The following is a 19,166-nucleotide window of genomic DNA, read 5'->3' as shown; positions in this document are numbered from 1 at the left end:
CCAATTAGGGGGCCCAAATGCCACATATCGACTACTACTTCGCGACGATCTCTCCGTTCACATACCTCGCGGGGCCACAGTTCGAAGAGGTCGCCCAAAAGCACGGCGCGACCGTGACTTACAAACCGCTGGATATCATGGGGCTTTTCGGTCGCACAGGCGGCGTGCCCCCAAAGGACCGCCATCCCAACCGGCAAGAATACCGCCTGCAAGACATGCGCCGCCGTGCCATTGTCACGGGCCTTCCGTTCAACATGAAACCGGCCCATTGGCCCACGAATATGGCGCCCTCGTCCTATGCAATCATCGCGGCGCAGAACACGGGCGCCCCTGTGGGGGCTTTGGTGCAGGCCCTGTGCCGCAGCTGCTGGGCCGATGACAAAGACATCTCCGACGACGCCGTGATCCGCGCCTGCCTTGAAGAAACAGGTTTCGATCCGGCCTTGGCTGACAGCGGCCTTCTCGAAGGGGCGGAAACCTACGCCGCGAACTTGGAAGAGGCCGTCGCCAAAGGTGTCTTTGGCGCGCCCTTCTTCATCTCCGACAAAGATGAACGGTTCTGGGGCCAGGACCGGATTGACGATCTGGATCGGCACCTATCCGGCGAATTCTGACCCCATGCCTGTGATTGCGGGCCACGAAATCTGGGTCAAACAGACGGGGCAGGGTGACCCGTCCCGTGTGTTTGTCCACTGCTCGCTCGGCCGTGGCCTGTCCCTGATGCCCTTGGCCGAAGCCATGCCCAAGGGCACCAACACGCTGTTTGATCTACCGGGCCATGGCACATCCGCGGGATGGACAGGAAACGACTACCACAGCGACTGCCTCGCCATTCTTGAGGCCCTCACGACGGGCCCGACCCATGTCATCGGCCATTCCTTTGGGGCCACGGTCGCGCTGCGGCTGGCCATTGAACGCCCTGAACGTGTGACACGTTTGACGTTGATCGAACCCGTGCTTTTTGCAGCCGCAGCCCCAGAGGCGCGCGCGGCCCATGAACACACCTTCGCGCCGTTCACAACAGCGTGGAAAAACGGCGACCGAGAGAGTGCGTCGCGCCTGTTCACATCCATGTGGGGGACTGGCCCCGCATGGCATGACCTGCCAACCCGCAACAAACACAGGATCATGGACCAGATACACATGATTCCCGCCACAGCACCCGCCATTGAAGAAGATGTGCACAAACTTGTGGCGCGGCTGGGTCAAATCAGGTGCCCGACCGATTTGATCGAAGGCGAAAACAGCCAGCCTGTGATGGGCGCGATCCTGGACCGTCTGGCTGCTGATATCCCCAACGCCGCCCGAAGCCAGATCGCGGGCGCGGATCACATGGTTGCGATCACCCACCCCGCTGAAGTCGCAAAAGCCCTCGCGCGCGCGTGAGCCTCGCCTTCATCTGACCCGAAAACTCCCGCCGGAGGCATCAACAAAATTCGTCGAATTTTGTTGCCCGCCCGCCGCAGGCGTCAGCCCTTCAGGGCTGCCAAAAACGCATCCACGCCCTCGGCCCCAACAGACCAATCGCACACCAAACGCCCCAGAACGGGCGCATCAGGGTCGCCGTCGGCATCGCCCATCAAATAGTACTGCGCCCCTGCGGCCTGTACCTTGTGGTGCAGGGCACGTGGCATCTCGAAGAACATCAGATTGGCTTCGGGCTGATAGGGGAAAGTCACCGCGTTCGTGGCCTGCAGGCCCTGTGCCAAACGTTGGCCGCTGGCATTGGCTTTGGTCGCCAGATCATGCCACAGGTTGTCCTCCAGATAGGCCACCATTTGCGCGCTGAGATAGCGGTGTTTGGAAAACAGATGCGCCCCCCGTTTGCGGCGCAATTCAAATTCCCACGCGTGTTTGGGGTCGAAAAACACCACCGCCTCGACGCCCATCAAACCGTTCTTGGTGCCGCCAAAACAGACACAATCGATGCCCGCTTTCCACGTCATCTCGGCGGGGGTGCAGCCCAGCGTGACAATCGCATTGGCAAACCGTGCCCCGTCCAAATGGGTGGCGAGGCCAAATTCGCGGGCCACAGCAGTCAACGCGGAAATTTCATCCAGCGTGTACACCGTGCCTTTTTCCGTCACCTGCGTGATTGATACAGGCCCGCGTTGTGGGCCGTGCACGCCGCGGGTTTGTTCCGCCTCAATTGCTGTCCGCAATGCATCTGGCGTCATCTTCGCGTTGGTGTCCTCAACAAACGTCAGCTTGGCGCCGGAATAAAATTCGGGCGCGTTGCATTCGTCTTCGTTGATATGGCTCATCTTGGTGCAGAAAATTGCGTCCCACGGGTTGGCCAATGTGCCAAGTGCGATGGAGTTCGCCGCCGTGCCTGTGGCCACCAGATAGACTGCAGCCTCGGGCGCTTCGAACAGGTCGCGGATGCCTTGGCGGACACGGTCCATTTCCGCGTCGGCGCCGTAGCCAAAGCGGTAGCCTTCGTTGGCGCGCAGCATGGCCTCCATGACATTTGGGTGGGCCGGGCCGGAATTGTCTGAAGCGAAAAACATCTACAAAGGCTCCTCAATGATATGGGTTTCCCAGTCGTCGTCTGGCGTGTTGGCTTCGGACACGGTCATGTCTTGGACGGACACGCCCGCATCATGGACCGACTGCGCCGTGCCTGAGATCAGCGGATGCCAATCGAACAGCGGTTTGCCTTCGTGGACAAGGCGGTAAGCGCAGGTTTGCGGCAGCCAGTACATATGATCCGTGATGGTGGCCGGTGTCAGCACAATGCATTCAGGCACAAACCGGTGGCGGATGTCATAGGCGCTGCAGCGGCAGGTGCTGTCGTCAAGGAGTTTGCACGCCACGCGGGTCAGTGCGACCTCTCCGGTGTCTTCATCCTCAAGCTTGTTCAGGCAGCATTTGCCACAGCCGTCGCACAGCGCCTCCCATTCGGAATTCGTCAGCTTTTCCAATGACATATGGGACCAAAAAGACGGGCGTATGTTGTCGCGGTCGATGGGGTCAGACATTGCGCAGGATGTCCCGCGCGCGGGCGCAATCGGCGTCCATCTGGGTGATCAGCGCCTCAAGCCCGTCGAACTTTTCTTCGCCGCGCAAATACTCGACCAAGGCGACGGACAGGGGGGTGCCATAAAGATCGCCAGAAAAATCAAAGACAAAGGTTTCGCAGTTGGGGGTGTTCACCCCGAACATGGGCCGCACCCCGATGGAGGCCGCCCCGTCGTAGCTGCCCTGATAAGGCCCGCTGAGCACGTCAACCTTGACCGCATAGACGCCGAATTTAGGCGGGTGTAGCCCGTCGATGGACATATTCGCGGTGGGATAACCCAGTTCGCGGCCACGTTGTTCGCCGGTGATGACCGGCCCGTCGATCCGGTGCCAATGGCCGAGCATCTTGGCCGCATCGCGGGGCCGGCCTTGGGCCAGCGCGTCGCGGATGGCGGTGGACGACACCTCAACCCCGTTGTTTTCAAACATCGGGGCAACCGTGACATCGAAGCCCATTTCTGCGCCAAATGTCTTAAGATTTTCGATATCGCCCGCACGGCCTTTGCCAAACCGGAAGTCAGCCCCCACGACGACATGGGTCAGGCCCAGCGCATCGGTGAGGATGTTTTGCGCAAATTCGCGCGGTGTCAGAGCGGCGAGGGCATCGTTGAACGGCACTTCAAACAGCACATCAAGCCCCAGTTTTTCAAGGCGATTTGCCTTGGCGTCGGCGTTCATCAGGCGGAAGGGCGGGGCGTCGGGGGCGAAGTATTCGCGGGGGTGTGGTTCAAACGTCAGCACGCCAAACGGTGCGCCTTTGGCACAGTCGCGCGTCAGGTCCAGAACGGAGCGGTGACCCAGATGCACGCCGTCGAAATTGCCCAAGGCCACGGCAGCGCCACGGTCGTCGGGGGAGATGAAGGCGGGGTCACGTAAAATGCGCATGACGATGTGCTAGCGCGGGTTTCGAGGCGGCGCAAGCAAGGGCCCGAAGATGACGGGCCTGTTAGTCGAATTTGCGCGACGGAGCGAGGACCACCGCCTCCCCCTTCAGGACCTTTTTGCCGTCGATGGCGCAGTGCGTGTCCATGGTCACGCGGCGTTTGGAGATGTCCATATCGGTCACGGTCACGACAGCCTCAACCATGTCGCCGGGGCGCACAGGGGCCAGAAATTTAAGGCTTTGGCCAAGATACACAGTGCCATGCCCGGGGAGCTGTTCGCCGATCACGGCCGAGATCAGACCCGCCGTGAGCATACCGTGGGCGATGCGGCCTTCGAAGATGGTGTCCTGGGCATAAGCGTCATCTAGATGGACGGGGTTATGATCTGTCGACACCTCAGCGAACAGTTCGATGTCGCGGTCGCTGATGATTTTGCGCAAGGACCGCGACATGCCGATTTCGATGTCTTCGATGCAGATGGTGCCGCGGGGGTCGTTGTCCAACATGTCTGATCCTCTGGGTAACAAAAAATCACCTAAACGCCATAGGTTGAAATTTTATTACTTTGCGGATGCAGAAAGAGTCAACAAGAACTTAGCGCACCGCGCGGTCAGCGCAGAAAGCCGATCGCATAGGTTGGTGTCACTTTTTCCGTTTCGATATAGGCGTTTAGCTTGCCCTCATCCGGTTGAACATCCGTTGCGGTCTCTGTGGCGGCGAGGCCGCCGGTGATGAACAGGGTGTCGATGTCTTCCATCTGGCCGCCCAGAATGTCGGTGCGAATCCCGTCGCCGATGGCAATGATACGCGGATCATGCATGGAATTGTTTAAGGCAGCGTACCGGCGGCGGGCGAGGTCGTAAATGGGGGGATGGGGTTTGCCGAAATAGAGGCTTTCCCCGCCCATTTCCGTATAAAGGGCCGCCAGCGCCCCCGCACACCATTCGCGGGTTTCGCCCCGATCGACGATGATATCGGGGTTGGCGCACAGCAACTTTAGGCCCTTTTGTTTCGCGTACAAAAATTCGGGGCGGTTCACCGATGGATCGGCCTGTGTGTCGAAGGGGCCGCAGCAGACGATGCCTTCGGCGTCTTCCAGGGCGACCTTTTCGATCTGTACAGGATTTTCGATGATTTTCAGAGGTTTAAAGAAGTCGTCATCACGCGGGGTTTCGCCCATGAACCAGATTTTGCCCCCCACGATACCGCGATACATGGCCGCGCGCGCACTGTCGCCGGACGTCGCGATGGCGTCCCAGCTGTCAGGGTCTAGCCCCATATCAGTGATCTGTGTTGCCACGCTGTCCCAGGGGCGGGGGGAGTTGGTCACCAAGATCACGACCCCGCCGCGCCCGCGGTAGTGCTTCATGGCGGCCACGGCATCCGCAAAGGGTGTGATGCCGTTGTGCATACACCCCCACAGATCGACAAAAGCCACGTCATATTGGTCTGAAATCTCGGCAAAAGTAGAGACGATCTGGGACATGGGACAAGGGGCCTTTCGGGCTGGTCAGGGGACGGTTTGAGGACGGTTTGGGGCCGGCTGGGGGGCGTATGGTTTGCGTATGGCTGGCGTATGGCTAGCGTATGGCTATGATCAGGGCAACGTGATGCTGCGGGTGCGAGAGTGTTAAGGTGGCGTAAAATTGGCCAGATCACCAGTTTGTTCATGTCGCAAGCGCGCCGAATGCCGTAAGGCTTCGCATGGTCAAACAGGAGCGATGTGATGAAAAATATTCCGCAAATCGGATACGGGACATGGAACAGGCCCGAAAGTGCCGCCTATGATGGGGTGGTCGCCGCGTTGGAGGCCGGATACCGGCATCTTGATTGTGCGGAAGGCTACGACAATGAGGAATTCGTGGGCAGTGCGATTGCGGACGTCGGCCTGCCGCGGGACCAGCTGTGGGTGACGACCAAGGTGGCCCCTGAAAGTTTCGGGCCCGGCCAGGTGCGGCCCCATGTCGAAGCCTCGTTGGACAAGCTGGGTGTGGGACCGGTGGATTTGCTGTTGCTGCATTATCCGTCCATCGGTGACGAATATGATATCGAGGATTACATGGCCCAGTTCGCCGAGGTCTATGACGCGGGCCTGTGCCATGCCATTGGCGTGTCGAATTTCACCAAGCCCTATATCGCCCGCGCGGTGGAGTTGCTGGGCGATCGCAAGCTGTTGGTCAATCAGGTTGAGCTGCATGTGTATCTGCACAACCGCCCCATCGTCGATGATTGCACGGCCCGCGGCATCCGCATGACGGCGTATTCGCCACTGGCGCGTGGTAAGGTGTTGGAAGATCCGGTGCTGCGCGAGATTGGCGGGCAGGTCGGGGGCACGGCGTCGCAGGTGGCGTTGGCGTGGCTGTTGGCCAAAGGATATGTGGTCATCCCTTCGGCGGGTGCGCCAGCACGGATTGCCGAGAATTTTGCAGCGCAGGATCTTGATTTGTCGCCGGATCAGCTGGCGCGCATTGACAGTTTGAACGCCGAGTTGCGGTTGGTGGATGGGCCGTGGTGCCCTGCGTGGGATGTCGCGTAAGGGATGTTGGACGGGGGCGACGCTGTTTGCGTGCGCAAAGGCGCCCCGCCCCCCGTCCCATAGCGCGTCCCATAGCGCGTCCCACATGCCCTTCGGGCGGAAGGTATTTTTGACCCAATGCGTTCGAAACGGAAAAGAAAACCTCCGGTGGCGGTTTTCAGGTGAGAACGGGCGGAGCCCCCAGCCGCGTGGTCCGAGCGGAGCACAAGGGGGGCGGCGTGCAGTGATGTGTGCGCATAAAAAACCCCGCCCCCACCGCTGCACTGGAACGGTGAAGGCGGGGTCCGCGGCCCGAAGGCCTTTCCCCCGATGGGGCGGGGGATTACATGCCGCCTGCAGAGACAGCGAAGCCTGTGAAGCCGGTGGCACCCAGATCGGCCATCAAGGTTGCCGCACCTGTTTCAAGGTCGATGCCGTAGAGGCCGGAGGTGTCGGACCCGTCCAGTTGCAGGATGGCGAAGGCCAGATCGGTGCCCTCTTCGGGTGAGATGATGTCAAAGCCACCCGCGCTGACCAGATCGGCCGCCGCCCCGTCGATTGTGACGGCACCCACGGTTGTCAATTCACCTGCGTTGTTGGCCAGGCTCACCAATGCGTTGGTGCGGGCGTCGAGGGCATATTGGAATGTGCTGGAGGCCTTCGCACCGGAAATTGCGTTGGTGTAGGCGTTGGCGTAGATCAGCGGCTCGGTTCCGGCATTAGTGTCGCCGTCCACGTAGAATGTATCGGTGAAGCGGCGCACGGAGCCTGCGCGTTCATCGTTGTCGCCGAAGCCTTCGGGGAAGTAGACGAGGTTGGTGCCATCCGCGCCCACGGCGCGCACGGCGTCGATGGCGTTGTTGAAATCAAAGGCCACGGCACCTTCGCCAATCATGGCGTCGTCCATGAAGGTGGCGTTGAGGTCTGTCATCTCACCTGTCATGGGATCGATGGTGTAGACCGCACCGGATTTGGCAAAGCCCAGCAGGTCACCGGTGACAGGACGATAGGCGATGGCGTCGACCGTGTTGGCCAGATCAAAGGTCATCACGTCTTCTGGGGCCGCAAGGCTGGCCATGGTCACAAGTGTTTGTCCGTCGCCCGCAAGAGCGTAGCCCATCAGGGCCGCGTGGCCGTCGGCCATAGCGCTGGAGGAGGCGAGGATCGCGGATGTGGCGAGGGGGAGGGTGAATTTCAACATGAGGTCGTCCTTTCAAACATGTGCTGCAGTTTTAGGCAGCTTGCAGAAAGGAACGAAATGAACGTGTCGTGAGTTTCACGTGCGTTTGATTTTTTAACGGGCATGAAAAAAACCCGCGCCAGGTGGGGGCGCGGGTTTGGTGTTTGGATTTGGGTCGGATCAGACCTTCAGGGCAGGGATGATCTGCTTTTTGCGCGACATGATGCCGGGCAGCACGACCGCGTCGCCTGTGACAGTCGCGCCGAAGGATTTTTCGGCCACGCCTTTGGTCAGGTCGTTGGGGATCAGCATCGTGGCTTCTTCGTTGAGGATGTCGACCACGAACAGCAGCACCTGATCAACGCCGTCTTCTGAGGCCACCGATGTCATGGTTTCCATGATGGAGGCCTTGCGGTCCAGCACGATGGCGGGGGCCGTGGTTTCCAGAACGGAGACGCGGAATTTGGTGCCGTCGACTTCGTATTCCTTGCTGTCCATGCGCAAAAGCTCTGCGTCGGAAAAGGCCGAGACGTCGGATTTGGCGGCAAACATTTCGCCTGCGTAGTCGGGGATCGCGAGGCCCAGCTGACCGGCCAGGGCAACGGCCAGATCACGGTCGCGGTCGGTGGTGGTGGGGCTGCGGAATTCCAACGTGTCAGACAGGATGCAGGACAACATCAGGCCTTTGACGGCGTCAGGCATATGGGCCGCGTGATCGCCCATCAGGTCGTACATGATGGTTGCCGTGCAGGCCAAGGGACGCACGGTGATGTCGATGGGGCCTTTGGTTTCAAGGCCGCCGACCAGCTTGTGGTGGTCGATGATGGCGGTGACGTTGGCGTTGTTGATGTTTGCGGGCAGCTCTGCCGGGTTGTTGGTGTCGACGATGACGCAATCCTGATCGTCTTCGACGTCTGCGATGATCTGCGGTTCATCAAAGCCCCAGCGTTTGGCGACGAAGGCCGCTTCGGTGTTGGGGGTGCCAAGCAGGCGGGCGGCGGCATCTGTGCCGGTGTGGTTCAGGAACCACGCCCAGATGAGGGCGGAGCCGAGGCTGTCGGTGTCGGGGGCCTTGTGGCCGAAAACGAGCGTTGTCATGGGAGGAATGACCTTTTGCAATTGCGAATTTGCGCGCGTTATAGGGCTGGGTGTGCGGGCTGTCACCCCCATCCCTTCGCACAGGGGACCAAGGCTGCCTTGCGGCGGTGATTTGACGGTTCGGAGTTCTTTTGCTTGCATCGGACCATCCCATGTTGAGTGAACTGACAACGGACACGCACGCCTTAACCCCGCCCCTTCGGGTGGGGCCCCGCGCGTGACGGGCGATGTGGTTGGCAGCCCTTGAAGACGCGCTGTCCTTTGCGCAAGGTGCAGCCCATGAAAGAAGCCGATCTTTACGCGCCCGTGAAGGCCCATTTGCAACGTCAGGGCTATGACGTGAAGGGCGAGGTTGGGGCGGCCGATGTGGTCGGTGTGCGCGGCGACGCCGTTGTGATTGTCGAGTTGAAGCTGGGATTTTCGCTGGCGCTGTTCCATCAGGCGATGGACCGGCTGGTGGTGACGGAAGACGTTTATGTTGCGGTGCCTGCGGGCGGCAAGACCAAGGCGTTGCGCAACAACGTCAAACTGGCGCGGCGGTTGGGGCTGGGCGTGCTGACCGTCCGGACGCGCGACGGATTTGTCGAGGTTCTGGCCGATCCCGGCCCCTATGCGGCACGTCAGATCAAGAAGAAGAAAACCCAGCTGCTGCGCGCATTTGACCGGCTGGAGGGCGACCCAAATGCAGGCGGGGCCACGCGGCACGGGATCGTGACGGGATACCGTCAGGATGCGCTGAAATGCGCGCGGTTTTTGGCGGTTCACGGGGCGAGCAAAGGGTCAAAGGTCGCGGAATGGGCGGAGGTGCCGCAGGCCACGCGGATCATGCGCGACGATCATTACGGATGGTTCGAGAAGGTCGAAACGGGCGTTTACCGGCTGAGTGCTGCAGGCCGCAAGGGACTGGGCGATTGGGGTGATGTTTAGGGCGTCTGCCGTGTAATGTGCCAGCCGCGCTGGGCCAGCAGGGCCAACACGCCGCGGTCTGTGATCAGATGGGCTGCGCCAAAGGCTACGACGATCTTGTCGTGTTGTGTAGCCGCCGCCTCGATCACGGGGATCCAGTTGGCGTTGCGCGCGAACAGCAGGTCTTCTTCAAGCTGGGTCATTTGGGCCTCAAACGTCGCCGGATCAAGGCCGTCGATCAGATCCTGGGTAAAGCTGTTGATGTGCCAGCTGAGCGCCGTCTGCTCGCTGAAATAGAACTCTGTCAGGGCAACGATCAGCGCGTTTTGATCGGCGGGGTCGAACAGGGCCAATTGCAGGGCTTCAATCTGGTCCTCAAAGGTGCCGCCGGACAGCAGGGCGAACATGTCCTCCCATGGCTCAAGCGGGGCGGTGGGCAGGCCCAAGGATGCGGCATCCTGCATCAAAAGCGCATCCAAGCCGCCTTCGCCGCGCGCCATTTGCATCACGGCGCAGGGGGGCATGGCCAAGGTCATGGCCAGAAACCACGGCTGCATTTTGGCGGCCATAAAGCCGGGGATGGACCGCGCGGCGGCGGCTTCTACGATGGCGTCCCATGTGTCTGGGGGCAGGGCCTCGGGCAGGGTGGGACCGTCGGTGATGGCCATCAGATCGGGGTTTTCGGCCATATAAAGCTGCATGTTTGTCTGGTCTTGCAGCGTGGCTTCCACCAGCAGCAGGTCAGCCGCCTCAAGCGCGGGGCGCAGACGGTCGCGCAGGGTGGCGTGGCGCGGATCGGGCAGGTGCATGGTGCCTGCGATGATCAGGGTTGTGCCGTCCTTTTCGGCCTGCCAGATGAGGCCGGTGCCATAGGCGGTGTCCGCCGCACGTTGGTCCAAATCGGCCTGTTGGGCGGGCGAAAGGGTGTCGGCAAAGCTGGGGCCCGTGCATTGGGCCTGTGCCGCAGCGGGCAGGCACATCGCAATGAGGGCAAGTTTGAACAGACGGAGCATGGGGCAGACCTTATTCAGTTGCCCCTAATGTAGACGCCTGCGGGCGGGGCGCAATGCAGATGACGCCCCCCTTAGGCCAACCCGTCCGGTCAGACGGGTTGGCCTAAGGGGGGCGCGGTTTCACCCGCGATCTTTTCACCAAACCGCACGATCCAGCGGCCAAGTTTTGTCCGCAGACCCGTGCGGGATGGGACGGTATAGACGGGGGCCAAGACAGGCTCGGGCGCGATATCGCCGTGCGTCACCAACCCCATGTCGAGGGCCGTATGCGGAGCGGCCAGATCGAGCCGCGTCGGGCTGTTGCGTTTGACCACAGACCGCACGCCAAGGGGGCGTGGGTGACTGTCCTGCGGGTGATGGGGCGGGATATAGAACAGATTTTGCATGTGTGTTTTCCTGAAGAAAGAGGTCCAAAAACGGGTGAAGTTTGAGGGAAAGACAAGGCGCAAAGCGCGCCGCGCGACCGACGGGGCTGCATCAGCAGGCTCGGGCAAATACTCCTATCATCATATCGCGTCTCCTTCTTAGGTGGCGGTGGTGTGCGGGCGACTCCACACCCGATCAAGCCTTATTTTATGACACTTTGAAGAAAGGCGGAAAGTTACTGAGTGATATGTTTTTAGGACTGAACAGATCATTTCGGGCGCCTCATGCGCAACACTCTGAGCTGGTGTCGGGCTGTTTGAGGATCCATCCAGAAATGCTTCGAATGCAGCCTATTTGGGCCGCCGCCGCTAAGGCCTCATTAAGGATGAGCGTCTAAAGAGACGTAAGACGGGAACAGAACGGATCAAGCATGTATCGGATCTATGCCTGCATCACGCAGGACCATCATTTCGGCCTTTTGGCATTTGCAGTGGCCAGTTGTTTGACCGGATCCATCATTTTCGTCCTGTTGCTGCGGCGCATGGTACGATCCGAAGGGCGTCATCAGGTCCTGTATCTGGCCTTGGCCAGCATTATTGGTGGGGCAACGATCTGGTCGACACATTTCCTGTCGATGCTGGCCTATGACCCAGGGGTGCAGCATGTCTATGATCCTGTTTTGACCATCAAATCGCTGCTGATTGCGGCCGTGGGACTGCTGATCAGTTGTGTCGCATTGGCGTATTGCCGCGGCTGGATGAGGGTGGTGCTGCCTGGCGCGCTTTTTGGGCTGACAGTTGCCACGATGCACTACACTGGGATGAATGCCGTGATTTTGCCGGGCCACATCTTGTGGGAGGCCGATCGTGTGCTTTGGTCTGTCGTCGCGGGCACGGTGCTGGGTGTTATGGGGTACCACCGCATCCTTTATCCCTACACCCGCTATTGCCGTTCGGGCGCCATCGCGCTGATTATCCTTGCGATTTGTGCGATGCACTTTACGGGGATGACCGCGTTTACCATCGCGCTCGACTCTGGTGTGCCCGTTCCAGAGCAACTGGTGTCAGATCAGGTCTTTGCGATCTTTGTGGTTTCGGTCGCAACGGTTCTTTATCTTGTGGGGTATTTTTCATTTGGCATCGATACGGAAAATATCGGCCGCATGCGGGAGGCCGTTTTGAAGGATCCGCTGACGGGTTTGCCAAACCGGATACAGTTAAAATCGGTGATGGCAAAACTTGGTCGCCAGCTTGCAGAGGACACCACCATGCGTGTGGCAGTTCTGACCTTTGACCTCGACAACTTCAAACACATCAACGACTCGCAAGGTCATGCAGTTGGCGACGAAATTCTGTGCTCCATCGCCGCCCGTCTGGCGGAGACATTGGGCCCTGCGGAATTTGTAGCCCGTTACGGAGGGGATGAATTCGTCATCATCAAATGGAATTTCCAACGTGTCGATCAGGTTGTCGCGATGGCTGATCGATTGAATGGCGTTCTGATGGAACCCATCGAAGTGTCGGCGGGCGTGTTCAGTGTGGGGATATCGATTGGCGCGGCAACCTCTATTGAGGACGGGCGCGACATCGAAGATCTGATGAAAAAGTCCGACATGGCCATGTATCACGCCAAATCCCAGCCGGATATCTACTTGGCGATGTTCGACGAGGCGATGGCGAAGGCGAGCCATGCCCGCATTGCAATGATCGCTGATTTGCGCACTGCGCTTGAAGTTGGGCACTTTGAATTGAATTACCAAATCCAGAACGCCATGTCTACGTTGGAGCCGGAGGGGTTTGAAGCCCTTATTCGATGGCGACATCCCGAAAAGGGTCTGATCGCGCCGGATGACTTCATTCCATTGGCTGAAGAGACCGGTTTGATCCGCGGCATCGGTCTTTGGGTGCTCAATACCGCCTGCGAAGAGGCCGCCAAATGGACGAAACCCTATAGTATCGCTGTGAACGTGGCCCCGCAACAGCTGGTCCAGCCATCTTTTGTTGATCAAGTGGCGATGACTTTGGACAAAACCGGTCTTGATCCAGCGCGGTTGGAACTTGAGATCACCGAGGCGGGAATGATCAATGATCCTGAAAATACCCTGCGCGTGATGACGGAACTGAAGGCGATGGGCATTCGGATCGCTATGGATGACTTCGGCACCGGGTATTCGTCCTTGGCGTCGCTTCAGGCGTTTCCCTTTGACAAAATCAAGATCGACCGCAGTTTCGTGAATGCCGCCCATTCCGACGAACAACGGGCCGCGATTGTGCGCTCGACGCTTTTGTTGGGGCACGCATTGAAAATTCCAGTTCTGGCCGAAGGCGTTGAAGACGAAAGCGATTTGGAGTTCTTGCGGGCTGAGAATTGCGCGTCCGTTCAAGGATTTTATTTCGGCCTTCCGCTGTCACACGAGCAGTTGCAGCAGGTCGTGTCGGGAGAGGTGTTGCACTCCACGGATGTCGCGTCGAAGGCGTCCTGACCGACCTGCGCATCTTATTCAGATTCTTGACGTTAGGTTGTTGACAGGCCCACGTCACTTTCCTAACTATCCGCCGTTAGCACTCGCCATGAGTGAGTGATAACGGCTCGCCGGGAGGGTGGGTCAACCTGAAATTATAAGCTAAGGAGCTACTGACATGGCTTTTACACCGCTTCATGACCGCGTGCTGGTTCGCCGCGTAGAGAGCGAAGAAAAGACCGCTGGCGGCCTGATCATCCCTGACACCGCAAAAGAAAAGCCGTCTGAAGGCGAAGTTGTTGCAGTGGGCGAAGGCGCGCGCAAAGACAACGGCGAATTGATCGCAATGGCTGTGGCCGCTGGCGACCGCATCTTGTTTGGCAAGTGGTCCGGCACCGAAGTGACCGTGGACGGCGAAGAGCTGTTGATCATGAAAGAAAGCGACATTCTGGGCAAGCTGTCCTAAGCGGACGCCCCCGAAACACGCATAACATCTAATTTTACTGGAGAGAGAATATGGCTGCTAAAGACGTCAAATTCGATACCGATGCCCGCAATCGGATGCTGAAGGGTGTCAACACCCTCGCAGATGCGGTGAAAGTTACGCTGGGCCCCAAAGGCCGCAACGTGGTTCTGGAAAAGTCTTTCGGCGCACCGCGCATCACGAAAGATGGTGTGTCTGTCGCCAAAGAGATCGAGCTGGAAGACAAGTTCGAGAACATGGGCGCGCAGATGGTCAAGGAAGTGGCCAGCCGCACAAACGACGAAGCCGGTGACGGCACCACGACCGCAACCGTTCTGGCACAGGCCATCGTCAAAGAAGGCATGAAAGCTGTTGCCGCGGGCATGAACCCGATGGATCTCAAGCGCGGCATCGACCTTGCGACATCCAAAGTGGTTGAGGCCATCGTGGCGGCTGCACGTCCGGTCAAGGACAGCGAAGAAGTCGCCAAAGTCGGCACGATTTCCGCCAACGGCGAAGCCGAAATCGGCGGTCAGATTGCGGATGCCATGCAGCGCGTCGGCAACGACGGTGTGATCACCGTTGAAGAAAACAAAGGTCTGGAAACAGAAACCGACGTCGTCGAAGGCATGCAGTTCGACCGCGGCTACCTGTCCCCTTACTTTGTCACGAACCCCGACAAGATGACGACCGAGCTGGACGATGCCATCATCCTGCTGCACGAGAAGAAACTGTCTTCCCTGCAGCCAATGGTGCCGCTGCTTGAGTCTGTGATCCAGTCCGGCAAACCCCTGCTGATCATCGCGGAAGACGTGGACGGCGAAGCGCTGGCGACCCTCGTGGTCAACAAGCTGCGCGGCGGTTTGAAAATCGCTGCGGTGAAGGCGCCTGGTTTCGGTGACCGTCGTAAGGCCATGCTGCAGGACATCGCGATCCTGACTGGCGGTCAGGTGATTTCCGACGACCTCGGCATGAAGCTGGAAAACGTCACGATGGATATGCTGGGCTCCGCCAAGCGCGTGTCCATCACCAAGGACGAAACCACGATTGTGGACGGGTCCGGTGACAAGGCTGAGATCGATGCACGTGTTGCACAGATCCGTGGCCAGATCGAAGAGACGACCTCCGACTACGACCGTGAGAAGCTGCAAGAACGCGTGGCCAAACTGGCTGGCGGTGTTGCCGTGATCCGCGTGGGCGGCATGTCCGAAATCGAAGTGAAAGAGCGTAAAGACCGCGTTGATGACGCGCTGAACGCGACCCGTGCGGCTGTCCAAGAAGGCATCGTTGTGGGTGGCGGTGTTGCGCTGGTTCAGGCTGGCAAGGCTCTTGATGGTCTTGAAGGCGCGAATGGCGACCAGAACATCGGCATCAACATCGTGCGTAAGGCGCTTGAAGCGCCACTGCGTCAGATCGCTGAAAACTCTGGTGTGGACGGCTCCGTCGTGGCTGGCAAAATCCGCGAGAGCGATAATGCAGCCTTCGGGTTCAACGCGCAGACCGAAGAATATGGCGACATGTTCTCCTTTGGTGTGATTGACCCTGCCAAGGTGACACGCACCGCGCTGCAGGATGCAGCATCGGTTGCTGGTCTGCTGATCACCACGGAAGCCATGGTTGCGGACAAGCCGTCCAAAGACGGTGGCGCAGCTGGTGGCGGCATGCCCGACATGGGCGGCATGGGCGGCATGATGTAAGTCGAAACGCGATCGCGTTTCGACGTCCGCAGCAAGGCGGCAGTCGTTCCGCAGGAACGATGAGAGCCTTGACCGGACTTGCGAAGCAAAACGGGGGCGGTCTTTTAAGGCCGCCCTTTGTTTTTTAGGGCGGCAGTCGTTCCGCAGGAACGATGAGAGCCTTGACCGGACTTGCGAAGCAAAACGGGGGCGGTCTTTTGAGGCCGCCCTTTGTTTTTTAGGGCGGCAGTCGTTCCGCAGGAACGATGAGAGCCTTGACCGGACTTGCGAAGCAAAACGGGGGCGGTCTTTTGAGGCCGCCCTTTGTTTGTTGGGGCGGCAGTCGTTCCGTAGGAACGATGAGAGCCTTGAATTCTATCTGTGACGAGACCCGGCACGGGCGGCCCATCGGGTCGTCCTTTTTGCTGCGTCGCCAAAATTCCGGAATTTTGGCGGGTCCTAAAATTCCGGAATTTTAGGGCAGGATGCGTTCGAGTGGATCATAGGTGGGCGCGTCTGCGTCGCGCCAAGCGACGGCGGCCAGGGATTTGGGGCGCACGGTCATCGTTCCCATTTCGGCCCGCGACACCCAGCGTCTGTGTTTGACAATCTGTTCGGGATCCTGCCATGCCGGATCCAAGGTGCCTGAGATGAGCGTGCATCGAAAGAACACTTCAACCTGATGATAGTCGTGGTCAGGATCGTGAAATTCATTGACCAGACACGGCGCGCCGACGGTAACCGTGAGGCCGGTTTCTTCGTGAATTTCGCGGGCGAGGTTTTCGGGCAAGCTGGCGTGCGCCTCGGCCCCGCCGCCCGGCGCGCACCACAGATCCGTGCGATTGCCGTAAGCGTTTACCAAAAGCAAACGCGTGTCGTGTAGCACGATGCCACGTGCGGCGAGGCGGATGGGACGAGACATGCCCGCAGTTTGCAGCTTTTCCGCCAGGTCAGGCAAGCCTGACCTTACGCTTTGGTCAAGCGGGTACTATCTACGCCATATGAGACGATTTTTTCTGGCCTTTTGGCTGATCTTCACCCCTGTGGCGGCTTTGGCCGAGGACTGTGTTGTGTTGCTGCATGGCTTGGCGCGCACGGAGACTTCGTTTGTGCCCTTGGAGGAGTTGCTGGAGCTGGAGGGGTATCTGGTGGTCAACGAGGGCTATCCGTCGACGTCGGCTGATATTGAGACATTGGTGCAGCAAAATGTGCCCCAGGCCGTCGCAGCCTGTGGGGCACGACGGGTGCATTTCATCACGCATTCCATGGGCGGCATTTTGGTGCGGGTCTATCTGGCGCAAGAGGTGCCCGAAAACTTGGGGCGCGTGGTGATGTTGGGGCCGCCCAACGGGGGGTCTGAGCTGGTCGACATTTTCGGGGATTTGGACCCGTTTGTCTGGGTCAATGGCCCTGCGGGGATGGAGCTTGGAGTTGAGGAGGCGGACGATCGCGGCGCGCCACTGAGCCTGCCTTGGCCCGGGTCCGAATTGGGCATCATTGCGGGCGATCGGACCTTGAACGCCTATTATTCAAGTCTGATCGAGGGGCCGGATGATGGCAAAGTGTCGGTGGAGAGCACACGGTTGGACGGCATGACGGATCATTTGGTTCTGCCGGTGACGCATACATTTATGATGAACAATCCGCTGGTGATGCGTCAGGCCATGACCTTTATCGAGACCGGAGCGTTTGACCCTGATTTGACCTTGGGTGGGGTCATGTTCGGGTTGCAATAGGCTGCGATGTGGGAGGGGGCGCTGCCCCCGGCGCGGAGCGCCTCCCCCGAGGTATTTTCGACCCAAAGAATTCGAGCCGATAGGCGAGACTGGTTGGAGACCCGTGCCGTCTTGGAATTGATCCGGGGGATTGATGACGCGCGTGTGGTTGGAGGCCCGAGCTGCCTAGCTGCGGGCTCAGAACAAACGAATTTGGCCGTGTCGAAGGTGCGCGCGTTTTATGTGGCGGGGCCGGTGACGGTGTTGATGTGGCCCATTTTGCGGCCCTTTTTGGCCTCGGCCTTCCCATACAAATGGATCGCTGTGTTTGTCTTGGCGATGTCGGGGATGCGGTCGACGTCATCGCCGATCAGGTTTTCCATCACCACGTTCGAATGGCGCGATCCGTCGCCCAAGGGCCAGCCTGCGATGGCGCGAATGTGTTGTTCGAACTGGTCGATGGCGCAGCCGCTTTGCGTCCAGTGACCGGAATTGTGGACGCGGGGGGCGATTTCGTTGACGATCAAACCTTGCGGTGTCACGAAAAGCTCAACCCCCATTGTGCCGACATAATTCAGCGCGCCCATGATGTTTGCGGTCAGCAGCACAGCGTCGGTGCGCTGGGAGGGCGTGAGTTTGGCGGGCACGGTCGTTGTGTGCAGGATGCCGTTCCGATGGACGTTTTCGCCGGGGTCAAAACAGCTGACGGCGCCGTCCAGACTGCGGGTGCCGATGACGGAGACCTCATGTGAGAAGTCGATGAAGCCTTCTAGGATCGCAGGTGCGCCGGCCATGTCGGCCAAAGCCTGATCCGCATCGTCGGGCGACATCAGCCGCGCCTGACCTTTGCCGTCATACCCCAGCCGACGGGTTTTCAGGATCGCGGGAGTGCCGATCTGGTCGATGGCCAGTTGCAGGCCCTCGGCATCGTCCACGGCGGCATAGGGTGCGGTTTGCAGGCCGATCCGTGTCAGGAAATTCTTTTCCAGAAAACGGTCCTGGGATGTGGTGAGGGCGTCGCGGTTGGGGTGGATGGGGGCGTGGGCCTCTATCGTGTCCAGAGCCTCTGCGGGGATGTTTTCGAACTCATAGGTGACGACATCACAGCTTTGGGCGAATTGGGTCAGGGCGTCGGTGTCGGCGTAGTCCTTTTGGAAGTGGTAATTGGCCACGTGGGAGGCCGGACAATCGCCGCCGGGTTCATAGATGCAGGTCTTGAACCCGAGCCGTGCGGCGGCCACGGACAACATGCGGCCCAGCTGGCCGCCGCCTAGGATGCCGATGGTGGCACCGGTTTTCAACGGAGCGGTGTTTGAGGCTTCACTCATCTGTCGGGCTTTCTGGGATGGAGGCGGAGAGCGCATCGCGCCAGGCGTCAAGCCGCGCGGCCAGGGCGTCGTCTTGCAGGGCAAGAATGCCTGCCGCCATGAGGGCTGCGTTGGCGGCCCCGGCAGCACCGATGGCCATGGTGGCCACGGGGAAGCCTTTGGGCATCTGCACGATGGAATAAAGGCTGTCGACGCCAGAGAGCGCCTTGGTCTGCACGGGGACGCCAATGACGGGCAGCCTGGTTTTGGAGGCCATCATGCCGGGCAAGTGTGCGGCCCCCCCGGCGCCTGCGATGATGACCTGCAAGCCACGGCCCGCGGCTTCCTTGCCGTAGGACCACAAGCGGTCGGGCGTGCGGTGGGCGGATACGATGCGGGATTCGTAGGCGATGCCAAGCTCATCCAGCAGGGTGGCCGCCTCTCTCATGGTGGACCAATCGGACTGGCTGCCCATGATGATGCCGACGGGTGGTGTCATATCGTTCGCCTTTCAAGCGGTGCCTTTAGGGCGGCTTTATAGCGGGGTGGGGGACGGGTGCA

At 59.7% G+C, this 19,166-nt stretch carries 20 protein-coding genes; 8 read left to right on the top strand and 12 right to left on the bottom strand.

Features of this window, described 5'->3' with window-relative positions; translation table 11 throughout:
- The first annotated feature begins 17 nt into the window (after nucleotides 1–17).
- Entirely contained in the window at nucleotides 18–614 is a 597-nt protein-coding gene (locus PSJ8397_RS12985) for a 2-hydroxychromene-2-carboxylate isomerase (RefSeq protein ID WP_085865042.1), read from the top strand.
- The gene (locus PSJ8397_RS12980; RefSeq protein ID WP_235000745.1) at nucleotides 550–1,386 is read left to right on the top strand and encodes an alpha/beta fold hydrolase; all 837 of its coding nucleotides are present in this window, start codon (nucleotides 550–552) and stop codon (nucleotides 1,384–1,386) included. The genes PSJ8397_RS12985 and PSJ8397_RS12980 overlap by 65 nt, the downstream gene beginning before the upstream one ends.
- An 83-nt stretch (nucleotides 1,387–1,469) precedes the next feature.
- Here the strand turns inward: PSJ8397_RS12980 and PSJ8397_RS12975 are convergent, their stop codons facing one another.
- The 5 genes from PSJ8397_RS12975 to PSJ8397_RS12955 all read right to left on the bottom strand — a co-directional run bounded on the left by PSJ8397_RS12975 (nucleotide 1,470) and on the right by PSJ8397_RS12955 (nucleotide 5,391).
- A complete protein-coding gene (locus PSJ8397_RS12975) occupies nucleotides 1,470–2,510 on the bottom strand; it encodes a threonine aldolase family protein (RefSeq protein WP_085865041.1) in 1,041 nt (346 codons plus the stop codon).
- Nucleotides 2,511–2,981 (bottom strand): YcgN family cysteine cluster protein, encoded by a 471-nt coding sequence (locus tag PSJ8397_RS12970; protein WP_085865040.1) that lies wholly within the window; start codon nucleotides 2,979–2,981, stop codon nucleotides 2,511–2,513.
- Complete coding sequence (locus PSJ8397_RS12965) at nucleotides 2,974–3,906, bottom strand: bifunctional riboflavin kinase/FAD synthetase (RefSeq protein ID WP_085865039.1); 933 nt, start codon at nucleotides 3,904–3,906, stop codon at nucleotides 2,974–2,976. Before PSJ8397_RS12965 ends, PSJ8397_RS12970 begins: the two co-directional genes overlap by 8 nt.
- Nucleotides 3,907–3,967: 61 nt before the next feature.
- Nucleotides 3,968–4,411 carry a MaoC family dehydratase gene (locus PSJ8397_RS12960; protein ID WP_085865038.1) on the bottom strand — a complete coding sequence of 148 codons (444 nt, stop codon included), beginning with the start codon at nucleotides 4,409–4,411 and terminating at the stop codon, nucleotides 3,968–3,970.
- A 104-nt stretch (nucleotides 4,412–4,515) separates the two neighbouring features.
- Nucleotides 4,516–5,391, bottom strand: coding sequence for a TIGR01459 family HAD-type hydrolase (locus PSJ8397_RS12955; RefSeq protein ID WP_085865037.1), 876 nt, complete (start codon nucleotides 5,389–5,391; stop codon nucleotides 4,516–4,518).
- Between the two features lie 240 nt (nucleotides 5,392–5,631).
- On the opposite strand from PSJ8397_RS12955, the gene PSJ8397_RS12950 reads away from it, so the two are divergent.
- A complete protein-coding gene (locus PSJ8397_RS12950) occupies nucleotides 5,632–6,441 on the top strand; it encodes an aldo/keto reductase (RefSeq protein ID WP_085865036.1) in 810 nt (269 codons plus the stop codon).
- Between the two features lie 322 nt (nucleotides 6,442–6,763).
- On the opposite strand, the gene PSJ8397_RS12945 is transcribed toward PSJ8397_RS12950, so the two are convergent.
- The gene (locus PSJ8397_RS12945; protein WP_085865035.1) at nucleotides 6,764–7,621 is read right to left on the bottom strand and encodes a DUF4394 domain-containing protein; all 858 of its coding nucleotides are present in this window, start codon (nucleotides 7,619–7,621) and stop codon (nucleotides 6,764–6,766) included.
- Nucleotides 7,622–7,780: 159 nt separating this feature from the next.
- On the bottom strand, nucleotides 7,781–8,698 hold the full coding sequence (locus PSJ8397_RS12940; protein WP_085865034.1) for a manganese-dependent inorganic pyrophosphatase: 918 nt from the start codon (nucleotides 8,696–8,698) through the stop codon (nucleotides 7,781–7,783).
- Between the two features lie 279 nt (nucleotides 8,699–8,977).
- Between PSJ8397_RS12940 and PSJ8397_RS12935 the strand changes: the two genes are divergently transcribed.
- Nucleotides 8,978–9,625: a DUF2161 domain-containing phosphodiesterase gene (locus PSJ8397_RS12935; protein ID WP_085865033.1), complete on the top strand. Its 648-nt coding sequence runs from the start codon at nucleotides 8,978–8,980 to the stop codon at nucleotides 9,623–9,625.
- Here PSJ8397_RS12935 and PSJ8397_RS12930 read toward each other — a convergent pair.
- Together PSJ8397_RS12930 and PSJ8397_RS12925 are read right to left on the bottom strand one after the other, a co-directional pair.
- Nucleotides 9,622–10,617, bottom strand: coding sequence for a TraB/GumN family protein (locus PSJ8397_RS12930; RefSeq protein WP_085865032.1), 996 nt, complete (start codon nucleotides 10,615–10,617; stop codon nucleotides 9,622–9,624). The two genes, PSJ8397_RS12935 and PSJ8397_RS12930, sit on opposite strands and share 4 nt — an antisense overlap.
- An 89-nt stretch (nucleotides 10,618–10,706) precedes the next feature.
- Nucleotides 10,707–11,003, bottom strand: a complete 297-nt coding sequence (locus PSJ8397_RS12925; protein WP_085865031.1) for a hypothetical protein — start codon at nucleotides 11,001–11,003, stop codon at nucleotides 10,707–10,709.
- A gap of 410 nt (nucleotides 11,004–11,413) precedes the next feature.
- Here PSJ8397_RS12925 and PSJ8397_RS12920 point away from each other — a divergent pair, with 410 nt between their 5' ends.
- The 3 genes from PSJ8397_RS12920 to groL all read left to right on the top strand — a co-directional run bounded on the left by PSJ8397_RS12920 (nucleotide 11,414) and on the right by groL (nucleotide 15,604).
- Complete coding sequence (locus PSJ8397_RS12920) at nucleotides 11,414–13,465, top strand: putative bifunctional diguanylate cyclase/phosphodiesterase (RefSeq protein WP_085865030.1); 2,052 nt, start codon at nucleotides 11,414–11,416, stop codon at nucleotides 13,463–13,465.
- A 157-nt stretch (nucleotides 13,466–13,622) separates the two neighbouring features.
- Nucleotides 13,623–13,910: a co-chaperone GroES gene (groES, locus tag PSJ8397_RS12915; RefSeq protein ID WP_085865029.1), complete on the top strand. Its 288-nt coding sequence runs from the start codon at nucleotides 13,623–13,625 to the stop codon at nucleotides 13,908–13,910.
- 50 nt (nucleotides 13,911–13,960) lie between these two features.
- Nucleotides 13,961–15,604, top strand: coding sequence for a chaperonin GroEL (groL, locus tag PSJ8397_RS12910; RefSeq protein ID WP_085865028.1), 1,644 nt, complete (start codon nucleotides 13,961–13,963; stop codon nucleotides 15,602–15,604).
- A gap of 454 nt (nucleotides 15,605–16,058) precedes the next feature.
- Here groL and PSJ8397_RS12905 read toward each other — a convergent pair whose 3' ends face one another.
- Nucleotides 16,059–16,505 (bottom strand): NUDIX domain-containing protein, encoded by a 447-nt coding sequence (locus PSJ8397_RS12905; RefSeq protein WP_085865147.1) that lies wholly within the window; start codon nucleotides 16,503–16,505, stop codon nucleotides 16,059–16,061.
- Between the two features lie 79 nt (nucleotides 16,506–16,584).
- Here PSJ8397_RS12905 and PSJ8397_RS12900 point away from each other — a divergent pair, with 79 nt between their 5' ends.
- Entirely contained in the window at nucleotides 16,585–17,319 is a 735-nt protein-coding gene (locus PSJ8397_RS12900; RefSeq protein ID WP_085865027.1) for an esterase/lipase family protein, read from the top strand.
- Nucleotides 17,320–17,537: 218 nt separating this feature from the next.
- Here PSJ8397_RS12900 and PSJ8397_RS12895 read toward each other — a convergent pair whose 3' ends face one another.
- Both PSJ8397_RS12895 and purE read right to left on the bottom strand, forming a co-directional pair.
- A complete protein-coding gene (locus tag PSJ8397_RS12895) occupies nucleotides 17,538–18,626 on the bottom strand; it encodes a 5-(carboxyamino)imidazole ribonucleotide synthase (protein WP_085865026.1) in 1,089 nt (362 codons plus the stop codon).
- Nucleotides 18,619–19,104, bottom strand: coding sequence for a 5-(carboxyamino)imidazole ribonucleotide mutase (gene purE / locus PSJ8397_RS12890; protein WP_200811319.1), 486 nt, complete (start codon nucleotides 19,102–19,104; stop codon nucleotides 18,619–18,621). Before purE ends, PSJ8397_RS12895 begins: the two co-directional genes overlap by 8 nt.
- Nucleotides 19,105–19,166: the final 62 nt, after the last annotated feature.

It is taken from the genome of Pseudooctadecabacter jejudonensis (assembly GCF_900172275.1).
Lineage (GTDB): Bacteria > Pseudomonadota > Alphaproteobacteria > Rhodobacterales > Rhodobacteraceae > Octadecabacter > Octadecabacter jejudonensis.
Note: the sequence above shows the minus strand (reverse complement) of the source record. Positions and strands in the feature narration are given on the sequence as shown.